The organism is Janthinobacterium sp. GW823-FHT06H09 (genome assembly GCF_058794735.1).
In genome coordinates this window covers 218623-234839 of sequence record NZ_JBXAHC010000008.1, presented here as the reverse complement: position 1 = coordinate 234839, position 16217 = coordinate 218623, and the positions used below count along the sequence as shown (strand labels likewise).

Genomic DNA, 16217 nt, shown 5'->3' with positions numbered 1-16217 from the left:
TGCCGCCAGCCGTATCAGGCTTACCATCACGACAATATTTCGCGCAATGCCGCCATCAAGGCGGCACATTCTGCCGGATTGCCGATGCTGATGCGCAAATACTGGCTGATGCGCGGTGCGTTGAAATGGCGCACGATCACCGATCTGGCGCGCAAGCCGGCCGCCAGTTGCGCCGCGTCATGCTGCGGGTGGCGGGCAAAGACGAAGTTGGCCACCGAGGGCAGCACTTCGAAGCCCAGCGCCGCCAGATCCGCCGCCAGCTGTTCGCGGCTGGCGATGACGGCCTGGCGCGTCTGCTGGAAATACGCTTCGTCGTGCAGCGACGCTACCGCGCCGGCCAGCGCCAGCCTATCCAGCGGATACGAGTTGAAACTGTTCTTCACGCGCTCCAGCGCCTCGATCAGGTCCGCATGGCCGAAGGCACACCCCACGCGCAAGCCGGCCAGCGAACGCGACTTCGAGAACGTCTGCACCACCAGCAAATTCGGATAGCGGTCGACCAGGGCCACGGCGCTCTCGCCGCCGAAATCCACATACGCTTCATCGACCACGACCACGGCATCGGGATGGTCGCGCAGCAAGGTTTCCACGCCGGCCAGCGGCAAGTCCACGCCCGTGGGCGCGTTGGGATTCGGGAAGATGATGGCGCCGCACGGCCCTTGATAGTCTTCCGGGCGGATGCGCATGGTGTCGTCGAGCGCGACCGTGCGGTAATCGATGCCATACAGCTTGCAATACACGGGATAGAAGCTGTAGCTGATGTCCGGGAACAGCAGGGGCGCATCGTGCTTGAGCAAGGCCATGAAGGCCAGCGCCAGCACTTCGTCGGAACCGTTGCCGACGAACACTTGCGCGCTGCTGAGGCCGTGGTAGGCGGCCAGGGTTTGCTTCAGTTCGCTGGCCGTGGGATCCGGGTAGAGGCGCAGGCTGTCGTTGGCCGCTTCGCGCAGCGCGGCCAGCACCTGCGGCGACGGACCGTAGGGGTTTTCGTTGGTGTTGAGTTTCACCAGGTCGGGCAGTTTCGGCTGCTCGCCGGGGACGTAGGGGGTCAGCTCGCTGACGATGTTGCTCCAGAATCGGCTCATTGCTTTTATGGGTGGGGTCGGGATGGGAGGGGGTAGATTAACATAGGCTGAGCGGGGTCAAGGTGGGGGGCATCGGCAAGGGGTAGCGTGGACAGCATCGGCATCGGCCCCAGACTGTAGAGGACGTGGCATGAACAGCATGCACAAGCTGAGCGATACGCGGGTGCGGCATGACGCGCTCACGCAACAGGCACGCCAGCGCAAGATCGAGGCATGGATGCGGGTTGCCACCAGCCTCGGCGAACAGATCGCCGTCGAATTGCAGACTGCCACTGAGCAGCTACAGGGCGAGGGTATGGCCGACTTGCAGCGCGTGACGGCACTGGCACAACGCCTGGCAAACAATAGCAAAGCCATGCGCGATACCCTCGGGACACTGTTTGACAGCGGTGAAAAAAGCGAGGAGCATGCAGTGACAAGCACGGAGGATTGCGCCATGGACGAGCAAGTCAACACACTGGGAAAAGACATGGCCGGGGTGAAACTGGACGTTGCTGATTTGAAGGTTGATGTGGCCGGCATCAAGGTGGATGTGGCTGGTCTGAAAACGGATGTCGGCGTTCTCAAAACCGATGTCGGTGGCTTGAAACTGGACCTCGCTGTGGTGCGCTCCAATTATGCGACCAAGTCAGATGTGGCTGAGGCGAAGTCGGCTGTCATCCTGTCGTGTGTGGGGACGATCATTGCCATGTCGGGCGTCGCGTTTGCGGTAGCCAAGCTCGTGCATTAGCTTGGGTTCCTGGGGGCTGGCCTTTAAAACCTGAATGGAGGAAAAAACGCCTTGCGCTGCGCGCTTTGGGCGGTTTTTCTACCTGTATTGATACGTCTCAGGCTTTTTGGCATCGCTAATAAAAAAAGCTCCCTTGCGGGGAGCTTCTCTTATGTATTCTGGCGGAGAGGGTGGGATTCGAACCCACGGTACGATTTAACGTACGCTTGATTTCGAGTCAAGTACATTCGACCACTCTGCCACCTCTCCGTTTACTGCGGTCTATTCGCTCAAACTGGCATGCCTGTTTGAACGAGGCGCTATTTTAGCATGGGTGTTGTTGGGTTGGGTAGGGGTTTATTGGTGATTTGCAACTGAGGGCTGGCAAACCAAAACCTATCTTGGCGATTCGGGGAGCCTCGCGCGAGTACGCGCTCGTCTTCGAACCTGCCGCCTTGGCGCACGCGTAAAAACCAATTGGGCGATTCGGAGGGCCCCGCGCAAATATGCGCGGGGCTTCGAATCCCACGCGTACGCCCCGCAGGGGGCGTACTCCTCTTCGCCGCCACAAATAAAAAAAGCTCCCTTGCGGGAGCTTTCTCTATTTGTTCTGGCGGAGAGGGTGGGATTCGAACCCACGGTACGATTTAACGTACGCTTGATTTCGAGTCAAGTACATTCGACCACTCTGCCACCTCTCCATTTGCTGCGGTCTTTTCCCGCATTGCTGCGAGAAGGCAAGATTATAGCAGCCGCCTGAGAAAATGGAAGGACTATTTTAAGCCTTCCATTGCTGCAAGCTGCCTGGTCTTTTTCACGCCTTCAGATGCGTCAGGCCACCCATGTACGGGCGCAGCACTGGCGGGATTTCGACGCTGCCGTCCGCTTGCTGGTAGTTTTCCAGCACCGCGACCAGGGTGCGGCCCACTGCCAGGCCGGAGCCGTTCAGGGTGTGGGCCAATTCCGGCTTGCCGGCGGCGTTGCGGAAACGTGCCTGCATGCGGCGGGCCTGGAAGGCTTCCGTGTTCGACAGGGACGAGATTTCACGGTAGGTGTTCTGCGCCGGCAGCCATACTTCCAGGTCGAAGGTCTTGCTGGCCGTAAAGCCCATGTCGCCCGTGCACAGCGACATCACGCGGTATGGCAGGCCCAGGCGTTGCAAGATCGTTTCCGCGTGGCCGACCATTTCTTCCAGCACCTGGTACGAGGTGTCCGGGTGCACCACTTGCACCATTTCCACCTTGTCGAACTGGTGCTGGCGGATCATGCCGCGCGTGTCGCGGCCATAGCTGCCCGCTTCCGAACGGAAGCATGGCGTGTGGGCCGTCATTTTCAGGGGCAATTGGTCGAGCGCAAGGATTTCATCGCGCGCGATGTTGGTCAGCGACACTTCCGACGTGGGGATCAGGTAGAAGGTCTCGCCCTCGCCTTCCACGCCGCCTTTTTTCACCGAGAACAGATCGGCTTCGAATTTCGGCAGCTGGCCCGTGCCGCGCAGCGAATCGGCGTTGACCATGTACGGGGTATAGCATTCCGTGTAGCCGTGCTCGTCCACGTGCGTGTTGAGCATGAATTGCGCCAGTGCGCGATGCAGGCGGGCGATGCCGCCCTTCATGACGGAGAAGCGCGAACCGGTCAGCTTGGTGGCCACTTCGAAATCGAGGCCCAGCGGGGCGCCCACATCGACGTGATCCTTGACTTCGAAATCGAACGTGCGCGGCGTGCCGACCTTGCGCACTTCCACGTTGCCCGACTCGTCCGTGCCTACCGGCGCCGATTCGTGCGGCAGGTTCGGCACGGCCATGATGAATTCGCTCAGCTTGGCTTGCACCAGGGTCAGGGCCGCTTCATCGGCTTTCAGTTCATCGCCCAGGCCGGCCACTTGCGCCATCACGGCCGAGGTGTCTTCCCCTTTGCCTTTCAACATGCCGATTTGCTTGGACAGCGCGTTGCGCTTGCCCTGCAGCTCTTCGGTGCGCGTCTGGATCGCCTTGCGTTCGGCTTCGAGGGCGGTAAAACCTGCCACGTCGAGCTGGAATTTGCGCGTCGCCAGGCGTTCTGCGACGTTGGCGATGTCTTTACGGAGAAGTTGGATATCTATCATGGGTGGATGGCGGTGCCGATGTATCGAAAGCACTCATTGTACCAAGACCCGTTCAGTTCTTTATGAGTTTTGCACTCGCTCTGCCATCGTCATGGCGGCATGGCCGGGCACTCGCGCCCGCTTTACGGCGGATACTTAAATGAAAGCGGCTTTTTCGGCGGCCGTCAGGCGGCGGGCGCTGACAGTAACGACGGGCATGCTGGTGTCGGCGGCCTTGGCGATCAGGGTCGACGTGGCGCTCACCTCCACCGTGTTGGCGCCGGCGGTGGCGAAGCTGCTGCCGATGGCCAGGACGGCGGCGGCGATAAAGGCGATTTCCATGTTTTTCAGTGCGTGCATGATGTGACTCCTGGTTAATTTGCGTCGTTGACTGCTGCTGGTATGGTGTTACTTTAGCCAACGGCGGCAAACAAGGCCACCGGCTTGCGACCGGCGGCGAAAAACAGGGAGCGAACGGTGAAAAACGGGGACTGAAAAGCAAAGAATAGTTACAAGGCCTCATGCACCAGGCGGCCCAGCCGGCCGATGGCCTGCTCGATGCGGGGCGTCCACGCATTGCCGCAATTGAGGCGCAGATAATTGCCGAACTTGCCCGAGGCCGAGAACAGCTGGCCCGGCATGTAGGCCACGCCGCCGGCGATGGCCTGGCCATGCAGGGCCAGCGCATCGACCTGCGGCGGCATCTGCACCCACAGCACGAAACCGCCCTGCGGCTCGGACAGCATGCAGTCCGCCGGAAAGCTGGTCGCCACGGCATCGGACATGCGCGCGATGCGCTGCACCAGGGTGCGCCGCATCTTGCGCAGCTGCTGGTCGTAGCTGCTGCCTTCCAGAAAGTCGGCCAGCACGGCCTGGAAGAAATGGCTGGTGGCGCCGCTCGACACGGTTTTCAGCAGGGCCACTTCCTGCGCGAAACGCCCGGCCAGCACATAGCCCACGCGCGACGCGGGCGTGATAGCCTTGGAAAACGAGGAACACAGCAGCACATTGCCGCTCGTGTCGTAGGCCTTCACGGGCCACGGGCGCTGCGGCGCAAAGCACAGGTCGCCATACACGTCGTCTTCCACCAGCGGAATATTGAATTCCGACAGCAGCCCCGCCAAGCGCTTCTTGTTGGCTTCCGGCATGACGCAGCCCAGGGGATTATTCGCGTTCGGCACGAACAGGCACGCCTGCACGAGGCCGGCGCGCAGGGCCAGCTCGAGCGCGTCGAGCGACGGCCCCGTCTTCGGGTCGGTGGGGATTTCCAGCGCCTTCATACCCAGGCTTTCTATCATCTGCAGCAACACGAAATACGTGGCCGACTCGATGGCGATGGTGTCGCCCGGCTTGGCCACGGCGCGCAGGCACAGGCTGATCGCTTCCGTGCAGGAATTCGTCACGACGATCTCGCGCGGGTCCAGCTTGCCCCAGTCCAGCGCGCGGCGCGCGACCTGGCGCAGGAAGTTGCTTTCGCTGACGTCATAACAGCTGACCTTGCTCAATAAAGCCGGCTCGCGCCGCGCCACCGCGCTGATGGTGCGCTGCATGCGCTTGATGGGCAATATCTCGTCGGGCGGCCAGGCCGTGCCCAGCTGCACGATAGCGGGCGCCTCGTTTTCCTTCAGCACGCGCATCAACAGGTTGTTGATGCCGACAAAGGCCGGCTCCTTCAGATGCTGCGCGTCCGCGCTGCAGGGCCGGCGCGGCGCGCGGTGGCGCACGAAATAGCCGGACTGGGGCCGCGCATCGACCTGCCCCCGGTCTTCCATCAGGCGCAAGGCTTGCATCACCGTGCTGACGGAAATGCGCTTTTGCTGCGCCAGGTGGCGGATCGACGGCAGGCGGTCGCCAGGCGCGAACACGCGCGCGTCGATCAGGGCGCCCAGCTCGTTGGCCAGGTGCTCGTACAGATTCAAAGGCGCATTCATGTTCATCCCTTCAGTATGCGGCTGGCGCGCGCGGCACGCACAGATACAGTTGCCCGTTTTTTTGACAAGCACAGTGTACGACGAAGCACACTGTATGCATGACAATTTCGGTTTCCTGCATCTGTCATGGCTCAAGCCCAGCGCCTAAGCTGTTCCTGTCCGCACAACAGGAGCGATGCCATGCAAACCGACCATGAATTACGCAGCGAACGCCCCTTGCGCCTGGAAAAAGCGCGCGCCAGGGTCATCGAATGCCTGTCCGGCACGGCCTGGATCACGGCTTACGCCCAGTTCGAGGATTGCGTGCTGCGCAGCGGTGAACGCTACACGATACCGAATGACGGGCTGGTGCTGGTCGAAGCCGTGGGCAGCGGACGCATCCGCGTGCATGGGACGGCCGCCCCGCGCCCCGCCCTGCTGCGCTGGCTGAACCAGGCACTGCCTCACACACTCAATACAAGGAATACATGATTCAACAACCTTTGCGCGTCCTCGTCACGGGCGCCGCCGGCATCATCGGCACCGCTTTCTGGAAGCGCCGGCACGGGGAATTCTCCCTGCGCCTGGCCGACCTGCACACGGACGGGCTGGCGGAAGCGCCCTGCCCGTCCATGCAGCTCGACGTCAGCAATTACGCCGCCTGCCTGGCCGCCTGCCTGGACATCGACGTGGTGCTGCACCTGGCCGGCGTCCCGCACGCCAGCGCCGATTTCGATGCGCAGCTGTTGCAGCCGAACATCATCGGCACGCACAACATCTTCCGCGCGGCACAGGCGCAGGGAGTGAAAAGAGTGGTATTCGCCAGCAGCGCGCAAGCCATCGAAGGCTATCAGCTGGACGTGCAAGTGCATGAGAACATGCCGGCGCGCCCGGCGAACATGTATGGCGCCAGCAAGGCCTTCGGCGAAGGCGTGGCTTCGGCCTTCGCGCACCAGCATGGCATGACGGCGATCGCCGTACGCATCGCCAACGTGGCGCGCTTTGCGCCAGGCCAAGAACACAGTGCGCGCGACATCGCCGCCTTCATCAGCGAGCGCGACGTGGTGCAACTGCTGGCCTGCTGCATCGCGGCGGACGTGCCGGCCGGCTACCATGTCGTGCATGGGGTGTCGGACAACCGTTATAAACGGCTGTCGATTGCAGCCACGCGCCGGCTGGTCGGCTACGCGCCGCAGGACGACGGTTTTACCTTGCTGGGCCTGTAGCCTCAGCCCTTGCCGGCTGGCTTTCCTGCTTTCCTGTCAAGCTCGCGCAGCCAGGCCAGCTTGTCGGCAATCTTGCTTTCCAGCCCGCGCGGCACGGGCTGGTACCAGCCCGGTTCCGCCATGCCGTCCGGAAAATACGTTTCGCCGGCCGCATAGGCATCGGGCTCGTCGTGCGCATAGCGGTAGGCGTGGCCGTAACCGAGTTCCTTCATCAGCTTCGTCGGCGCATTGCGCAAGTGCACGGGCACTTCCTTCGACTTGTCTTTCTTGACGAAGGCCATGGCCGTATTGAACGCGTTGTAGCCGGCATTGCTTTTCGCGGCGATCGCCAGGTAAATCACGGCCTGGCCCAGGGCCAGCTCGCCTTCGGGCGAACCGAGGCGTTCATATGTTTCCGCCGCATCATTGACCATCGTCAAGGCGCGGGGGTCGGCCAGGCCGATGTCCTCCCAGGCCATGCGCACGATGCGCCGCGACAGATAGCGCGGGTCGGCGCCGCCGTCGATCATGCGGCAAAACCAGTACAAGGCTGCATCCGGGTTCGAACCGCGCACGGACTTGTGCAGGGCGGAAATCTGGTCATAGAAATTGTCGCCGCCCTTGTCGAAGCGGCGCGAATTGAGGGTCAGCGCATTGTCGACGAAGGCCGCGTCAATGGTGGTCGTGCCCGTCGAGCTGGCGGCCGTCTCGGCCTGTTCCAGCAAGTTCAAAAAGCGGCGCGCATCGCCATCCGCATAGCCGATAAGGGTGTCGGCCGCCGCTTCGTCGAATGTCAGGTGCGTCAGCGCCGTGCTTTGCGCCTTGGCCAGCAACTGCTTCATCTCGTCTTCGTTGAGCGACTTCAACACATACACTTGCGCGCGCGACAGCAGCGCCGAGTTGACTTCGAAGCTGGGGTTTTCCGTCGTCGCGCCGATGAAGGTCACCAGACCCGACTCGACGAAAGGCAGCAAGGCGTCCTGTTGCGATTTATTAAACCGGTGGATTTCGTCGACAAACAATAAAGTGTGCTTGCCGAACTGGTCCAGGCTGTGGCGGGCCTGGTCCATGGCCGCGCGGATATCTTTCACCCCTGCAAACACGGCCGACAGGGCGATGAATTCGCTGTCAAACGCGTTCGCCATCAGGCGCGCCAGGGTCGTCTTGCCCACGCCGGGCGGCCCCCACAAGATCATCGAATGGGCCTTGCCCGCCTCGAACGCGAGGCGCAGCGGCTTGCCGACGCCCAACAGATGCGTCTGGCCGATGACTTCGTTCAGGGTAGCAGGCCGCAAGGCTTCGGCCAGCGGCTGGCGCGGTGCGGTGGAAAAAAGATCCGCCATAATATGTACCGGGTAAGAATGCAAAGGCCCCGCATGGTGCGAGGCCGGTCAAAAAAACAGCACGTGAAAAACTTAGTTGTTGATCACGTCCGCGCCTTTAGGCATCACGAATTTGAAATGGTTCGCAGACAGTGCCGGATTCTTCTGAAAATTCTTGAACGCCAGCACCGACGTCTGCCCGAACGAGTCGCGCAATTCCATCGCTTCCGGCACGCCGTTGCGCAGGCCGATGGTGATTTCGTCGAAGGTCGTGTCCTTGGCCTTCGGCGTCGCCTTCAGCCATTCCAGGCCATCGCGCGTGCCCGCTTCGGCCAGGGTAAAATTCTTTTCCAGGTCGTTGCTGCCAAACAAGATGGCGGCCGGCGAGGAACCGAGCGCGTCGCCCAGTTTCTTGACCGTCACCTGGCTCAGGTCCTTGTCGTAGATATACAACTTGTCGCCGTCCGCCTGCAGCAGTTGCTCGTACGGCTTCAGATAGGTCCAGATGAACTTGCCTGGACGGGCAAACTCGAACGTGCCGCTGGCTGGCGTCGACACTTTCGCCTTGCCGCTGGCGTCCGCCTTCTTGACCTGGCGCTGCACGAACTCGCCCTTGGCCGACTTGGTGCCGGCCGCAAAGCTCTTGAACTGTTCCAGGGCACTGGCCGAGGCGCTGGCCGCGAACAGCATACTGCAGGCGACGCTGGCCGCGCCGAGGATCATTTTTGCTGCGAAAGTCGTATTCTTCATTCCGTTACCCTTGTTCACTACTCGCCGCCGGCACCAGGATTTCCCGGTTGCCATTGGATTGCATGGTTGATACCACCCCGCTCTGCTCCATCTGCTCGAGCAGACGGGCCGCGCGGTTGTAGCCGATGCGCAAATGACGCTGCACCAGCGAAATCGAGGCGCGGCGGTTTTTCAGCACTACCGCCACTGCCTGGTCGTACAGGGCATCGGCCTCGCCGCCGCCCTCGCCCGGCGCGCCGCCTTCGGCGCCGTCGCCTTCCAGGGTGCCGCCTTCGAGGATGCCCTCGATGTAATTCGGTTCGCCCTGCAGCTTCAGATGGCTGACAACGCGGTGGACTTCTTCATCCGACACGAACGCGCCGTGCACGCGCATCGGCAAGCCGGTGCCGGGAGGCATGTACAGCATGTCGCCCATGCCCAGCAGGGTTTCCGCGCCCATCTGGTCGAGAATGGTGCGCGAGTCGATCTTCGACGAGACCTGGAAGGCGATACGCGTCGGGATATTCGCCTTGATCAGCCCCGTGATCACGTCTACAGATGGGCGCTGCGTGGCCAGAATCAAGTGCAGACCGGCGGCACGGGCCTTTTGCGCGATACGCGCGATCAATTCCTCGACTTTTTTACCCACCACCATCATCAGATCGGCCAGCTCGTCGATGATGATGACGATGGTCGGCAGTTTCTCCAGCGGTTCCGGCGAATCCGGCGTCAGGCTGAACGGATTCGGGATATGTTCTTCGCGCTTTTTCGCGTCGGCAATCTTCGCGTTGTAGCCGGCCAGGTTACGCACGCCCATCTTGCTCATCAGCTTGTAGCGGCGTTCCATCTCGTTCACGGCCCAGTTCAGCGCGTGACCCGCCTGGCGCATGTCGGTGACCACGGGCGCCAGCAAGTGCGGGATGCCTTCGTAGACGGACATTTCCAGCATCTTCGGATCGATCAGGATCAAACGCACGTCGAGCGGATCGGATTTGTACAGCAGCGACAGAATCGTCGCATTGATGCCGACGGACTTGCCGGAACCGGTGGTGCCGGCCACCAGCAAGTGGGGCATCTTGGCGAGATCGGCCACGACGGGTTTGCCGGCGATATCCTTGCCCAGCGCAATCGTCAGGCTGGACACGCCATCGTTGTAGACCTTGGAGCCGAGGATTTCCGTCAGGCGCACGATCTGGCGTTTACTATTAGGCAATTCCAGCGCCATGTAATTCTTGCCGGGAATGGTTTCCACGACCCTGATCGACGTCAAGGACAGCGAACGGGCCAGGTCGCGCGCCAGGCCCACGATCTGGCTGCCCTTCACGCCCGTGGCCGGCTCGATTTCATAGCGCGTCACGACGGGGCCGGGGTAAGCGGCCACTACCTTGGCATCCACGCCAAAGTCCGACAATTTCTTTTCGATCAGGCGGCTCGTAAATTCCAGCGTTTCCACGGACACCGTTTCCACCACGGGCGGCGCTTCGTCGAGCAAGGACAAAGGCGGCAGCTTGCCATCGCCCAAGTTCTCGAACAGGTGCGCCTGGCGTTCCTTTTCCACGCGCTCGGATTTCACCACGGTCACCACCTGCGGCTCGATCTTCACGGGCGGCGCGGCCACGTGCTTTTCCACGTGCTTGGCCCGCTCGATGACCACCACTTCATCGCGGCGCACGGCAGCCACTTCGCCCTGGCGGCGGTCTTCGCGGTCCTGGTAGCGCAGCACGAACCAATTGAATGCGTCTTCGATCGCGCCGCCGATGCGTTCGGCCACTTGCAACCACGACACATGGAAGAACAGGCTGAAACCGAGGCCGAACAGCAGCAACAGTAATAAAGTAGCGCCGGTGAAACCGAAAGCCACGTGGGCCGAATGCCCCACCAGCTGGCCCAGCACGCCGCCCGGGTCGCGCGGCAACTGCACGTGCAGGCTCTTCGCCATGCGCAGGTATTCGAGACCCATGCTGCCGATCAGCATGATGGAGAAGCCGACGATGCGGATCAGCATCTCGACATGGTGCTCGCGCTCCACCTCTTCCTCTTCCAGCAGGAAGCGCTTACTCAGCCGGCGATAGCCATTCCACACCGTGCGCAACAGCCACACGCACCACCACCAGGCGGAAAAGCCGAAGATATACAGCAACAGATCGGAAAAGGTCGCGCCGAGCTTGCCGCCCAGGTTGGCCACCTTGTCGACATTGGTGGCGTGCGACCAGCCGGGGTCGAGCTTGTTGAAGCTGGCCAGGATCAGCACGAAATACAGGGCAAACGCGGCCAGCGCGAACCAGCGCGCCTCGGACAGCAGCCGTACCAGCCGGTTGGGCAAGGGCCGGCGTTCGACCGGTTTTCGGGTGTAGCTATTTTGATTGGCCTGGGCTGGTTTAGTCATTCTGGGAAGCGCTGCAAGGTGAAAAATGTTTCTGAAAGGGAATTTCCCATAATAAGGAAGTATTCTAAGCCATATATGCCCCGGACGGCCCCACGATTCGTCGCTACAGGCGGCTTGGTCTATAATCGAGGATTGCTTGCGCAAGCGCAATACAGCCTTGTTCTTCGCGCGTATGCCCCCAATTCGGATAGACCCCACTCATAGAGAAGCTTCCCATGACCACTACCAAACACGCCCGCGTTTTGATCCTCGGCTCCGGCCCAGCCGGCTACAGCGCCGCCGTCTACGCCGCCCGCGCCAACCTGAACCCGATGCTGGTCACCGGCGTGGAACAAGGCGGCCAGTTGATGACCACCACCGACGTGGAAAACTGGCCCGGCGACCCCATGGGCGTGCAAGGCCCGGACCTGATGCAGCGTTTGCTGCAGCATGCCGAACGTTTCAATACGGAAATCGTGTTTGACCACATCCACACCACTTTCCTCAATGAAAAGCCGATCCGCCTGAAGGGCGACAGCCACGAATACACGTGCGACACCCTGATCATCGCCACGGGCGCATCCGCGCAATACCTGGGCCTGCCGTCGGAAGCGGAATTCATGGGCAAGGGCGTGTCCGCCTGCGCCACCTGCGATGGCTTCTTCTACCGCAACCAGGAAGTGGCCGTCGTCGGCGGCGGCAATACGGCCGTCGAGGAAGCGCTGTACCTGTCGAACATCGCCAACAAAGTCACGCTGATCCACCGCCGCGACAAGTTCCGCGCCGAAGCGATCCTGATCGACCGCCTGAACGCCAAGGTTGCCGAAGGCAAGATCGTGTTGAAATATAACCACACTCTGGACGAAGTGACGGGCAACGAAGGCGGCGTAACGGGCCTGAACATCAAATCGACCATCGACGGCAAGGTCGAAGCATTGAGCGTGCATGGCGTCTTCATCGCCATCGGCCACAAGCCGAACACGGGTATCTTCGAAGGCCAGCTGGACATGCACAACGGCTACATCAAGACCAAGACGGGCCTGGAAGGCATGGCCACGGCCACCAGCGCACCGGGCGTATTTGCAGCCGGCGACGTGCAAGACCATATCTACCGCCAGGCCATCACCAGCGCCGGTACGGGTTGCATGGCAGCACTGGACGCCCAGCGCTACCTGGAAGGCCAGGAGTAAGCGTCGCATGGCGTCGATGAAAGACTTTGCCGACCTGAAAGCGGTCAGCAAGCAGCTCAAGGAGCAGGCCGATGCGCGCGCGCAAGCCGCGGCTGAGCGCGCGCAACAGGTCAAGGTGCAGGCCGTGGAAAGCAATCTGTTCAAGGCCAGCATCGGCGGCGTCAAGCGCCTGCCCGAGTCGGACCGCTACGTGCCCAGCCTGCCCAAGGCGGGCGCGGCAAGCGCCCAGCAGCCCGCGCGCAAGTTGTCCCCGGAAGAGGACGACGCGGCCGTGCTGCGCGAGTCGCTGTCGGACTTGTTCGAGGTCGACCATTATCTGGAAAACGATCCGGCCCTGAACTACGCCCGCCCCGGCGTGGGACCGGACGTGGTCAAGAAGATGCGCAAAGGCCACTGGCCCATCCAGGATGAGCTGGACTTGCACGGCTTGCGCCGCGACGAGGCGCGCGACGGCATCGGCGCCTTTCTAAACCAGGCGACGCGGCGCAAGCTGCGCTGCGTGCGCGTAATCCACGGCAAGGGTTTTGGCTCGAAAGGCCAGGAACCGGTCTTGAAATCGATGGTGCACAGCTGGCTCGTGCAAAAGGATGAAGTCATCGCCTTTTGCCAGGCGCGCCGCTCCGAAGGGGGCGATGGCGCCCTCGTCGTGCTGCTCTCGGCAGCCCTGCAGCCCATCCGCTAGGATAGATAGCAAGAAATTACAATTCATTAACAAGTTACACCCTGCACACGGCCCCGTTTGTCACCATTCGGGGCCGTGTCATGTTAACCTGTGACAATTATTTCCTGCTTAGCGTCTCGTGCACGCGCTCCACCCATGATGCCACCCCAATTGCCGCCTGGCTCGCTGATCAAGATCATTGAGGTCATCGCTATCCTGGTGGGCGCGTTTTCCGGCTTCATCGAAGCGCGGCGCAAGCGCATGGACCTGGTCGGCGTATTCGTCGTGGCCTTCATCACGGCGTTCGGCGGGGGCACCTTGCGCGACATTCTGCTCGACAAGCGGCCCCTGTTCTGGGTCTCGCACCAGGAATATGCGATCCTGATCTTCGTTCTGGCCCTGACGGCCGCGCCCCTGATCCAGCATTTGCGCCAGATCGTCTCGGAACGCCTGATCGTCATCGCCGATGCCATCGGCCTTGGCATGTTCGCCATCGCCGGCGTGGCCGAAGCGATGCGCGCCGGCATGCCGATCTTCATCGCGTCGATGATGGGGGTGATTACGGGGATTTTCGGCGGCGTGATGCGCGACATCGTCTGCAACGAAGTGCCGATGGTGTTTCGTGACGGCAAACCGTATGCGATCTGCGCGTTCTTCGGCTGCTGGGCTTATTTATTGCAGATGCACTTCGGCGCCGAGCACGACTTTGCGCTATGGACCAGCGCCAGCGGCATCACGATACTGCGCCTGATCTGCTGGAAATTCGACATGCGGCTGGGGCGCTAATGTGCAATCCGGCAGCTTGGGTGGCTCAGCAGCGTCGGCTTACGCGCTGGCGCGCTAAGCCGACCTACGCGTATCGACGTATATCAGGCGTAGGCCGGATCAGGCTCGAAGAGCCGTAATCCGACAACATTGTTGGCTTGGATTTACACCGCGTCCGGACCCGTTTCGCCCGTGCGGATGCGGATGACCTGCTCCACGTCGCGCACGAAGATCTTGCCGTCGCCGATCTTGCCCGTGCGGGCCGCCTTGATGATGGCATCGACCACCAGTTCCGACACGCTGTCGTCCACCACCACTTCAACTTTGACTTTCGGCAAGAAGTCGACCACGTATTCGGCGCCACGGTACAGCTCGGTATGACCCTTCTGGCGGCCAAAGCCCTTCACTTCCGTCACGGTCAAGCCCGTGACGTTCACGTCGGCCAGCGCTTCGCGCACTTCGTCGAGCTTGAATGGTTTGATGATGGCGGTAATCTGTTTCATGGCTACTCCTTAAAATTGTTGGATTGTGGACAGATGGCTGCTTATTCGTAGAACTTCGACGTGATCGGGTAGCGCCAGTCGCGGCCAAAGCCACGGTGCGTGACGCGGATGCCCACCGGCGACTGGCGCCGCTTGTATTCATTGATCTTGATCAGGCGCGTGACCCGGGCCACATCGGCCGGCGGGTAGCCAGCCTCGATAATCTCGGCGATCGGCCGGTTTTCTTCCATGTACAGCTGCATGATGCCGTCGAGTACGTCGTATGGCGGCAAGGAATCCTGGTCCAGCTGGTCGGCGCGCAGTTCGGCCGACGGTCCCCGCGTCAGGATGCGCTCGGGAATCACGTCCGACACGCTGTTGCGCCAGGCACACAGGCGGTACACGAGCGTCTTGGCAATATCCTTGATCACGGCAAAGCCGCCCGCCATGTCGCCGTACAGCGTGCAATAGCCGACCGCCATCTCGCTCTTGTTGCCCGTCGTCAAGACGATGCTGCCATGCTTGTTCGACAGGGCCATCAGCAGGGTGCCGCGGATGCGCGCCTGGATGTTTTCTTCCGTCGCGTCTTCCGCCAGTCCCGCGAACTCGTCCGCCAGGGTGGCGCGGAAGGCGTCGAAGGTTTGCTTGATCGGAATTTCATCGTAGCGCACATTGAGGCGTTTTACCATGTCGCGCGAATCGATCCACGAGATATCGGCCGTAAATTGCGACGGCATCATCACGGCGCGCACCTTGTCGGCGCCCAGCGCATCGACGGCGATGGCCAGGGTCAGCGCGGAATCGACGCCGCCCGACATACCGATCAGCACGCCCGGAAAGCCGTTCTTGACTATATAGTCGCGCACGCCCAGCACCAGCGCCTGGTACACCTGCGCCTCGGTCGTCAACGGGGTGGCCAGCGGCTGCGGCACGGGCGTGGCGCCGTCGAACTCGACCAGTTGCAAGTCTTCCTCGAAATGGCGCAGCTGGGCGCAAATGGTGCCGGCCGCATCCATGACGAACGAATCGCCGTCGAAAATCAGCTCATCCTGGCCGCCGACCAGGTTGGCGTACACGAGGGCCATGCCTTGCGCGCTGACGTTCTTGCGCATGGTTTCATAACGCAGATGCTGCTTGTTCATGTGGTACGGCGAGCCGTTCGGCACCAGCAGCACTTGCGCGCCGGCAGCGCGGGCGCGCATCGGTGCATGCTCGAACCACGTGTCTTCGCAGATATTGATGCCGAAACGCACGCCCTTCACGCCAAACACGAAAGCCTGGTCCGACGACGTAAAGTAGCGTTTTTCATCGAACACGGTGGTGTTCGGCAAGTCGTGCTTGCGGTAGGTGCCCAGCACTTCGCCATTGACCAGCACGGAGGCGGCATTGTGGCGCACGCCCTTCTCGTCCTGCAGGGGCAGGCCCACCACCACGTGCAAATCCTTGAACTGGGCCAGGTCGGCCGCCAGCCCCGCAAACGCTTCCTGCGTTTTTGCGTAGAATGCATTGCGCAGTAATAAGTCCTCGGGTGGATAGCCGACCAGCGACAGTTCCGGCGTGAGCACGATATCGGCGCCCGCTTCAAAGGCGCGGCGGGAAAGGTCGAAGATCTTGGCACGGTTGCCGGCCAGATCGCCGACCGTACTATTCATTTGAGCAATTGCGACTTTGACTGTCATGATGATGGATATTTTCGTTCTATTAAACAAGA

At 61.5% G+C, this 16217-nt stretch carries 15 protein-coding genes and 2 tRNA genes; 6 read left to right on the top strand and 11 right to left on the bottom strand.

Annotated elements, in window-relative coordinates; translation table 11 throughout:
• Positions 1–26: 26 nt before the first annotated feature.
• Positions 27–1085 (bottom strand): histidinol-phosphate transaminase, encoded by a 1059-nt coding sequence (hisC, locus tag AC1Q6X_RS15960; protein WP_492497775.1) that lies wholly within the window; start codon positions 1083–1085, stop codon positions 27–29.
• Between the two features lie 130 nt (positions 1086–1215).
• Here hisC and AC1Q6X_RS15955 point away from each other — a divergent pair, with 130 nt between their 5' ends.
• Positions 1216–1815, top strand: coding sequence for a hypothetical protein (locus tag AC1Q6X_RS15955; protein ID WP_139143733.1), 600 nt, complete (start codon positions 1216–1218; stop codon positions 1813–1815).
• Between the two features lie 159 nt (positions 1816–1974).
• On the opposite strand, the gene AC1Q6X_RS15950 is transcribed toward AC1Q6X_RS15955, so the two are convergent.
• The 5 genes from AC1Q6X_RS15950 to AC1Q6X_RS15930 all read right to left on the bottom strand — a co-directional run bounded on the left by AC1Q6X_RS15950 (position 1975) and on the right by AC1Q6X_RS15930 (position 5808).
• Positions 1975–2064 (bottom strand) — tRNA-Ser (locus AC1Q6X_RS15950).
• Positions 2065–2405: 341 nt separating this feature from the next.
• Positions 2406–2495 (bottom strand) — tRNA-Ser (locus tag AC1Q6X_RS15945).
• Positions 2496–2608: 113 nt separating this feature from the next.
• Complete coding sequence (gene serS, locus AC1Q6X_RS15940; RefSeq protein WP_070225012.1) at positions 2609–3898, bottom strand: serine--tRNA ligase; 1290 nt, start codon at positions 3896–3898, stop codon at positions 2609–2611.
• Positions 3899–4033: 135 nt separating this feature from the next.
• On the bottom strand, positions 4034–4237 hold the full coding sequence (locus tag AC1Q6X_RS15935; RefSeq protein ID WP_070225011.1) for a hypothetical protein: 204 nt from the start codon (positions 4235–4237) through the stop codon (positions 4034–4036).
• 149 nt (positions 4238–4386) lie between these two features.
• Positions 4387–5808, bottom strand: coding sequence for an aminotransferase-like domain-containing protein (locus AC1Q6X_RS15930; RefSeq protein WP_492497774.1), 1422 nt, complete (start codon positions 5806–5808; stop codon positions 4387–4389).
• 180 nt (positions 5809–5988) lie between these two features.
• Between AC1Q6X_RS15930 and AC1Q6X_RS15925 the strand changes: the two genes are divergently transcribed.
• Both AC1Q6X_RS15925 and AC1Q6X_RS15920 read left to right on the top strand, forming a co-directional pair.
• Positions 5989–6279 carry a DUF2917 domain-containing protein gene (locus AC1Q6X_RS15925; RefSeq protein WP_070225010.1) on the top strand — a complete coding sequence of 97 codons (291 nt, stop codon included), beginning with the start codon at positions 5989–5991 and terminating at the stop codon, positions 6277–6279.
• Entirely contained in the window at positions 6276–7013 is a 738-nt protein-coding gene (locus AC1Q6X_RS15920; protein ID WP_492497773.1) for an NAD-dependent epimerase/dehydratase family protein, read from the top strand. The genes AC1Q6X_RS15925 and AC1Q6X_RS15920 overlap by 4 nt, the downstream gene beginning before the upstream one ends.
• 2 nt (positions 7014–7015) lie before the next feature.
• On the opposite strand, the gene AC1Q6X_RS15915 is transcribed toward AC1Q6X_RS15920, so the two are convergent.
• From AC1Q6X_RS15915 to AC1Q6X_RS15905, 3 genes are all read right to left on the bottom strand, one after another.
• Positions 7016–8335 (bottom strand): replication-associated recombination protein A, encoded by a 1320-nt coding sequence (locus AC1Q6X_RS15915; RefSeq protein WP_070225008.1) that lies wholly within the window; start codon positions 8333–8335, stop codon positions 7016–7018.
• A 72-nt stretch (positions 8336–8407) separates the two neighbouring features.
• Positions 8408–9037, bottom strand: a complete 630-nt coding sequence (gene lolA / locus AC1Q6X_RS15910; protein WP_139143741.1) for an outer membrane lipoprotein chaperone LolA — start codon at positions 9035–9037, stop codon at positions 8408–8410.
• Between the two features lie 31 nt (positions 9038–9068).
• Positions 9069–11429, bottom strand: coding sequence for a DNA translocase FtsK (locus AC1Q6X_RS15905; protein ID WP_070225006.1), 2361 nt, complete (start codon positions 11427–11429; stop codon positions 9069–9071).
• 215 nt (positions 11430–11644) lie between these two features.
• On the opposite strand from AC1Q6X_RS15905, the gene trxB reads away from it, so the two are divergent.
• From trxB to AC1Q6X_RS15890, 3 genes are all read left to right on the top strand, one after another.
• The gene (gene trxB, locus AC1Q6X_RS15900; protein WP_034758671.1) at positions 11645–12598 is read left to right on the top strand and encodes a thioredoxin-disulfide reductase; all 954 of its coding nucleotides are present in this window, start codon (positions 11645–11647) and stop codon (positions 12596–12598) included.
• Between the two features lie 7 nt (positions 12599–12605).
• Entirely contained in the window at positions 12606–13280 is a 675-nt protein-coding gene (locus AC1Q6X_RS15895) for a Smr/MutS family protein (protein WP_492497772.1), read from the top strand.
• 135 nt (positions 13281–13415) lie between these two features.
• Positions 13416–14045 carry a trimeric intracellular cation channel family protein gene (locus tag AC1Q6X_RS15890; protein WP_034786156.1) on the top strand — a complete coding sequence of 210 codons (630 nt, stop codon included), beginning with the start codon at positions 13416–13418 and terminating at the stop codon, positions 14043–14045.
• Positions 14046–14188: 143 nt separating this feature from the next.
• Here the strand turns inward: AC1Q6X_RS15890 and AC1Q6X_RS15885 are convergent, their stop codons facing one another.
• Both AC1Q6X_RS15885 and AC1Q6X_RS15880 read right to left on the bottom strand, forming a co-directional pair.
• On the bottom strand, positions 14189–14527 hold the full coding sequence (locus tag AC1Q6X_RS15885) for a P-II family nitrogen regulator (protein ID WP_034758685.1): 339 nt from the start codon (positions 14525–14527) through the stop codon (positions 14189–14191).
• 41 nt (positions 14528–14568) lie between these two features.
• Positions 14569–16185: an NAD+ synthase gene (locus AC1Q6X_RS15880; protein WP_492497771.1), complete on the bottom strand. Its 1617-nt coding sequence runs from the start codon at positions 16183–16185 to the stop codon at positions 14569–14571.
• Between the last annotated feature and the right edge of the window lie 32 nt (positions 16186–16217).

Coding starts and splice junctions, on each gene's coding strand:
- AC1Q6X_RS15905 (WP_070225006.1), bottom strand. CDS start 11,429: ATGACTAAACCAGCCCAGGCCAATCAAAATAGCTACACCCGAAAACCG.
- lolA (WP_139143741.1), bottom strand. CDS start 9,037: ATGATCCTCGGCGCGGCCAGCGTCGCCTGCAGTATGCTGTTCGCGGCC.
- AC1Q6X_RS15930 (WP_492497774.1), bottom strand. CDS start 5,808: ATGAATGCGCCTTTGAATCTGTACGAGCACCTGGCCAACGAGCTGGGC.
- hisC (WP_492497775.1), bottom strand. CDS start 1,085: ATGAGCCGATTCTGGAGCAACATCGTCAGCGAGCTGACCCCCTACGTC.
- AC1Q6X_RS15915 (WP_070225008.1), bottom strand. CDS start 8,335: ATGGCGGATCTTTTTTCCACCGCACCGCGCCAGCCGCTGGCCGAAGCC.
- AC1Q6X_RS15880 (WP_492497771.1), bottom strand. CDS start 16,185: ATGACAGTCAAAGTCGCAATTGCTCAAATGAATAGTACGGTCGGCGAT.
- serS (WP_070225012.1), bottom strand. CDS start 3,898: ATGATAGATATCCAACTTCTCCGTAAAGACATCGCCAACGTCGCAGAA.
- AC1Q6X_RS15895 (WP_492497772.1), top strand. CDS start 12,606: ATGGCGTCGATGAAAGACTTTGCCGACCTGAAAGCGGTCAGCAAGCAG.
- AC1Q6X_RS15955 (WP_139143733.1), top strand. CDS start 1,216: ATGAACAGCATGCACAAGCTGAGCGATACGCGGGTGCGGCATGACGCG.
- trxB (WP_034758671.1), top strand. CDS start 11,645: ATGACCACTACCAAACACGCCCGCGTTTTGATCCTCGGCTCCGGCCCA.
- AC1Q6X_RS15925 (WP_070225010.1), top strand. CDS start 5,989: ATGCAAACCGACCATGAATTACGCAGCGAACGCCCCTTGCGCCTGGAA.
- AC1Q6X_RS15935 (WP_070225011.1), bottom strand. CDS start 4,237: ATGCACGCACTGAAAAACATGGAAATCGCCTTTATCGCCGCCGCCGTC.
- AC1Q6X_RS15885 (WP_034758685.1), bottom strand. CDS start 14,527: ATGAAACAGATTACCGCCATCATCAAACCATTCAAGCTCGACGAAGTG.
- AC1Q6X_RS15890 (WP_034786156.1), top strand. CDS start 13,416: ATGATGCCACCCCAATTGCCGCCTGGCTCGCTGATCAAGATCATTGAG.
- AC1Q6X_RS15920 (WP_492497773.1), top strand. CDS start 6,276: ATGATTCAACAACCTTTGCGCGTCCTCGTCACGGGCGCCGCCGGCATC.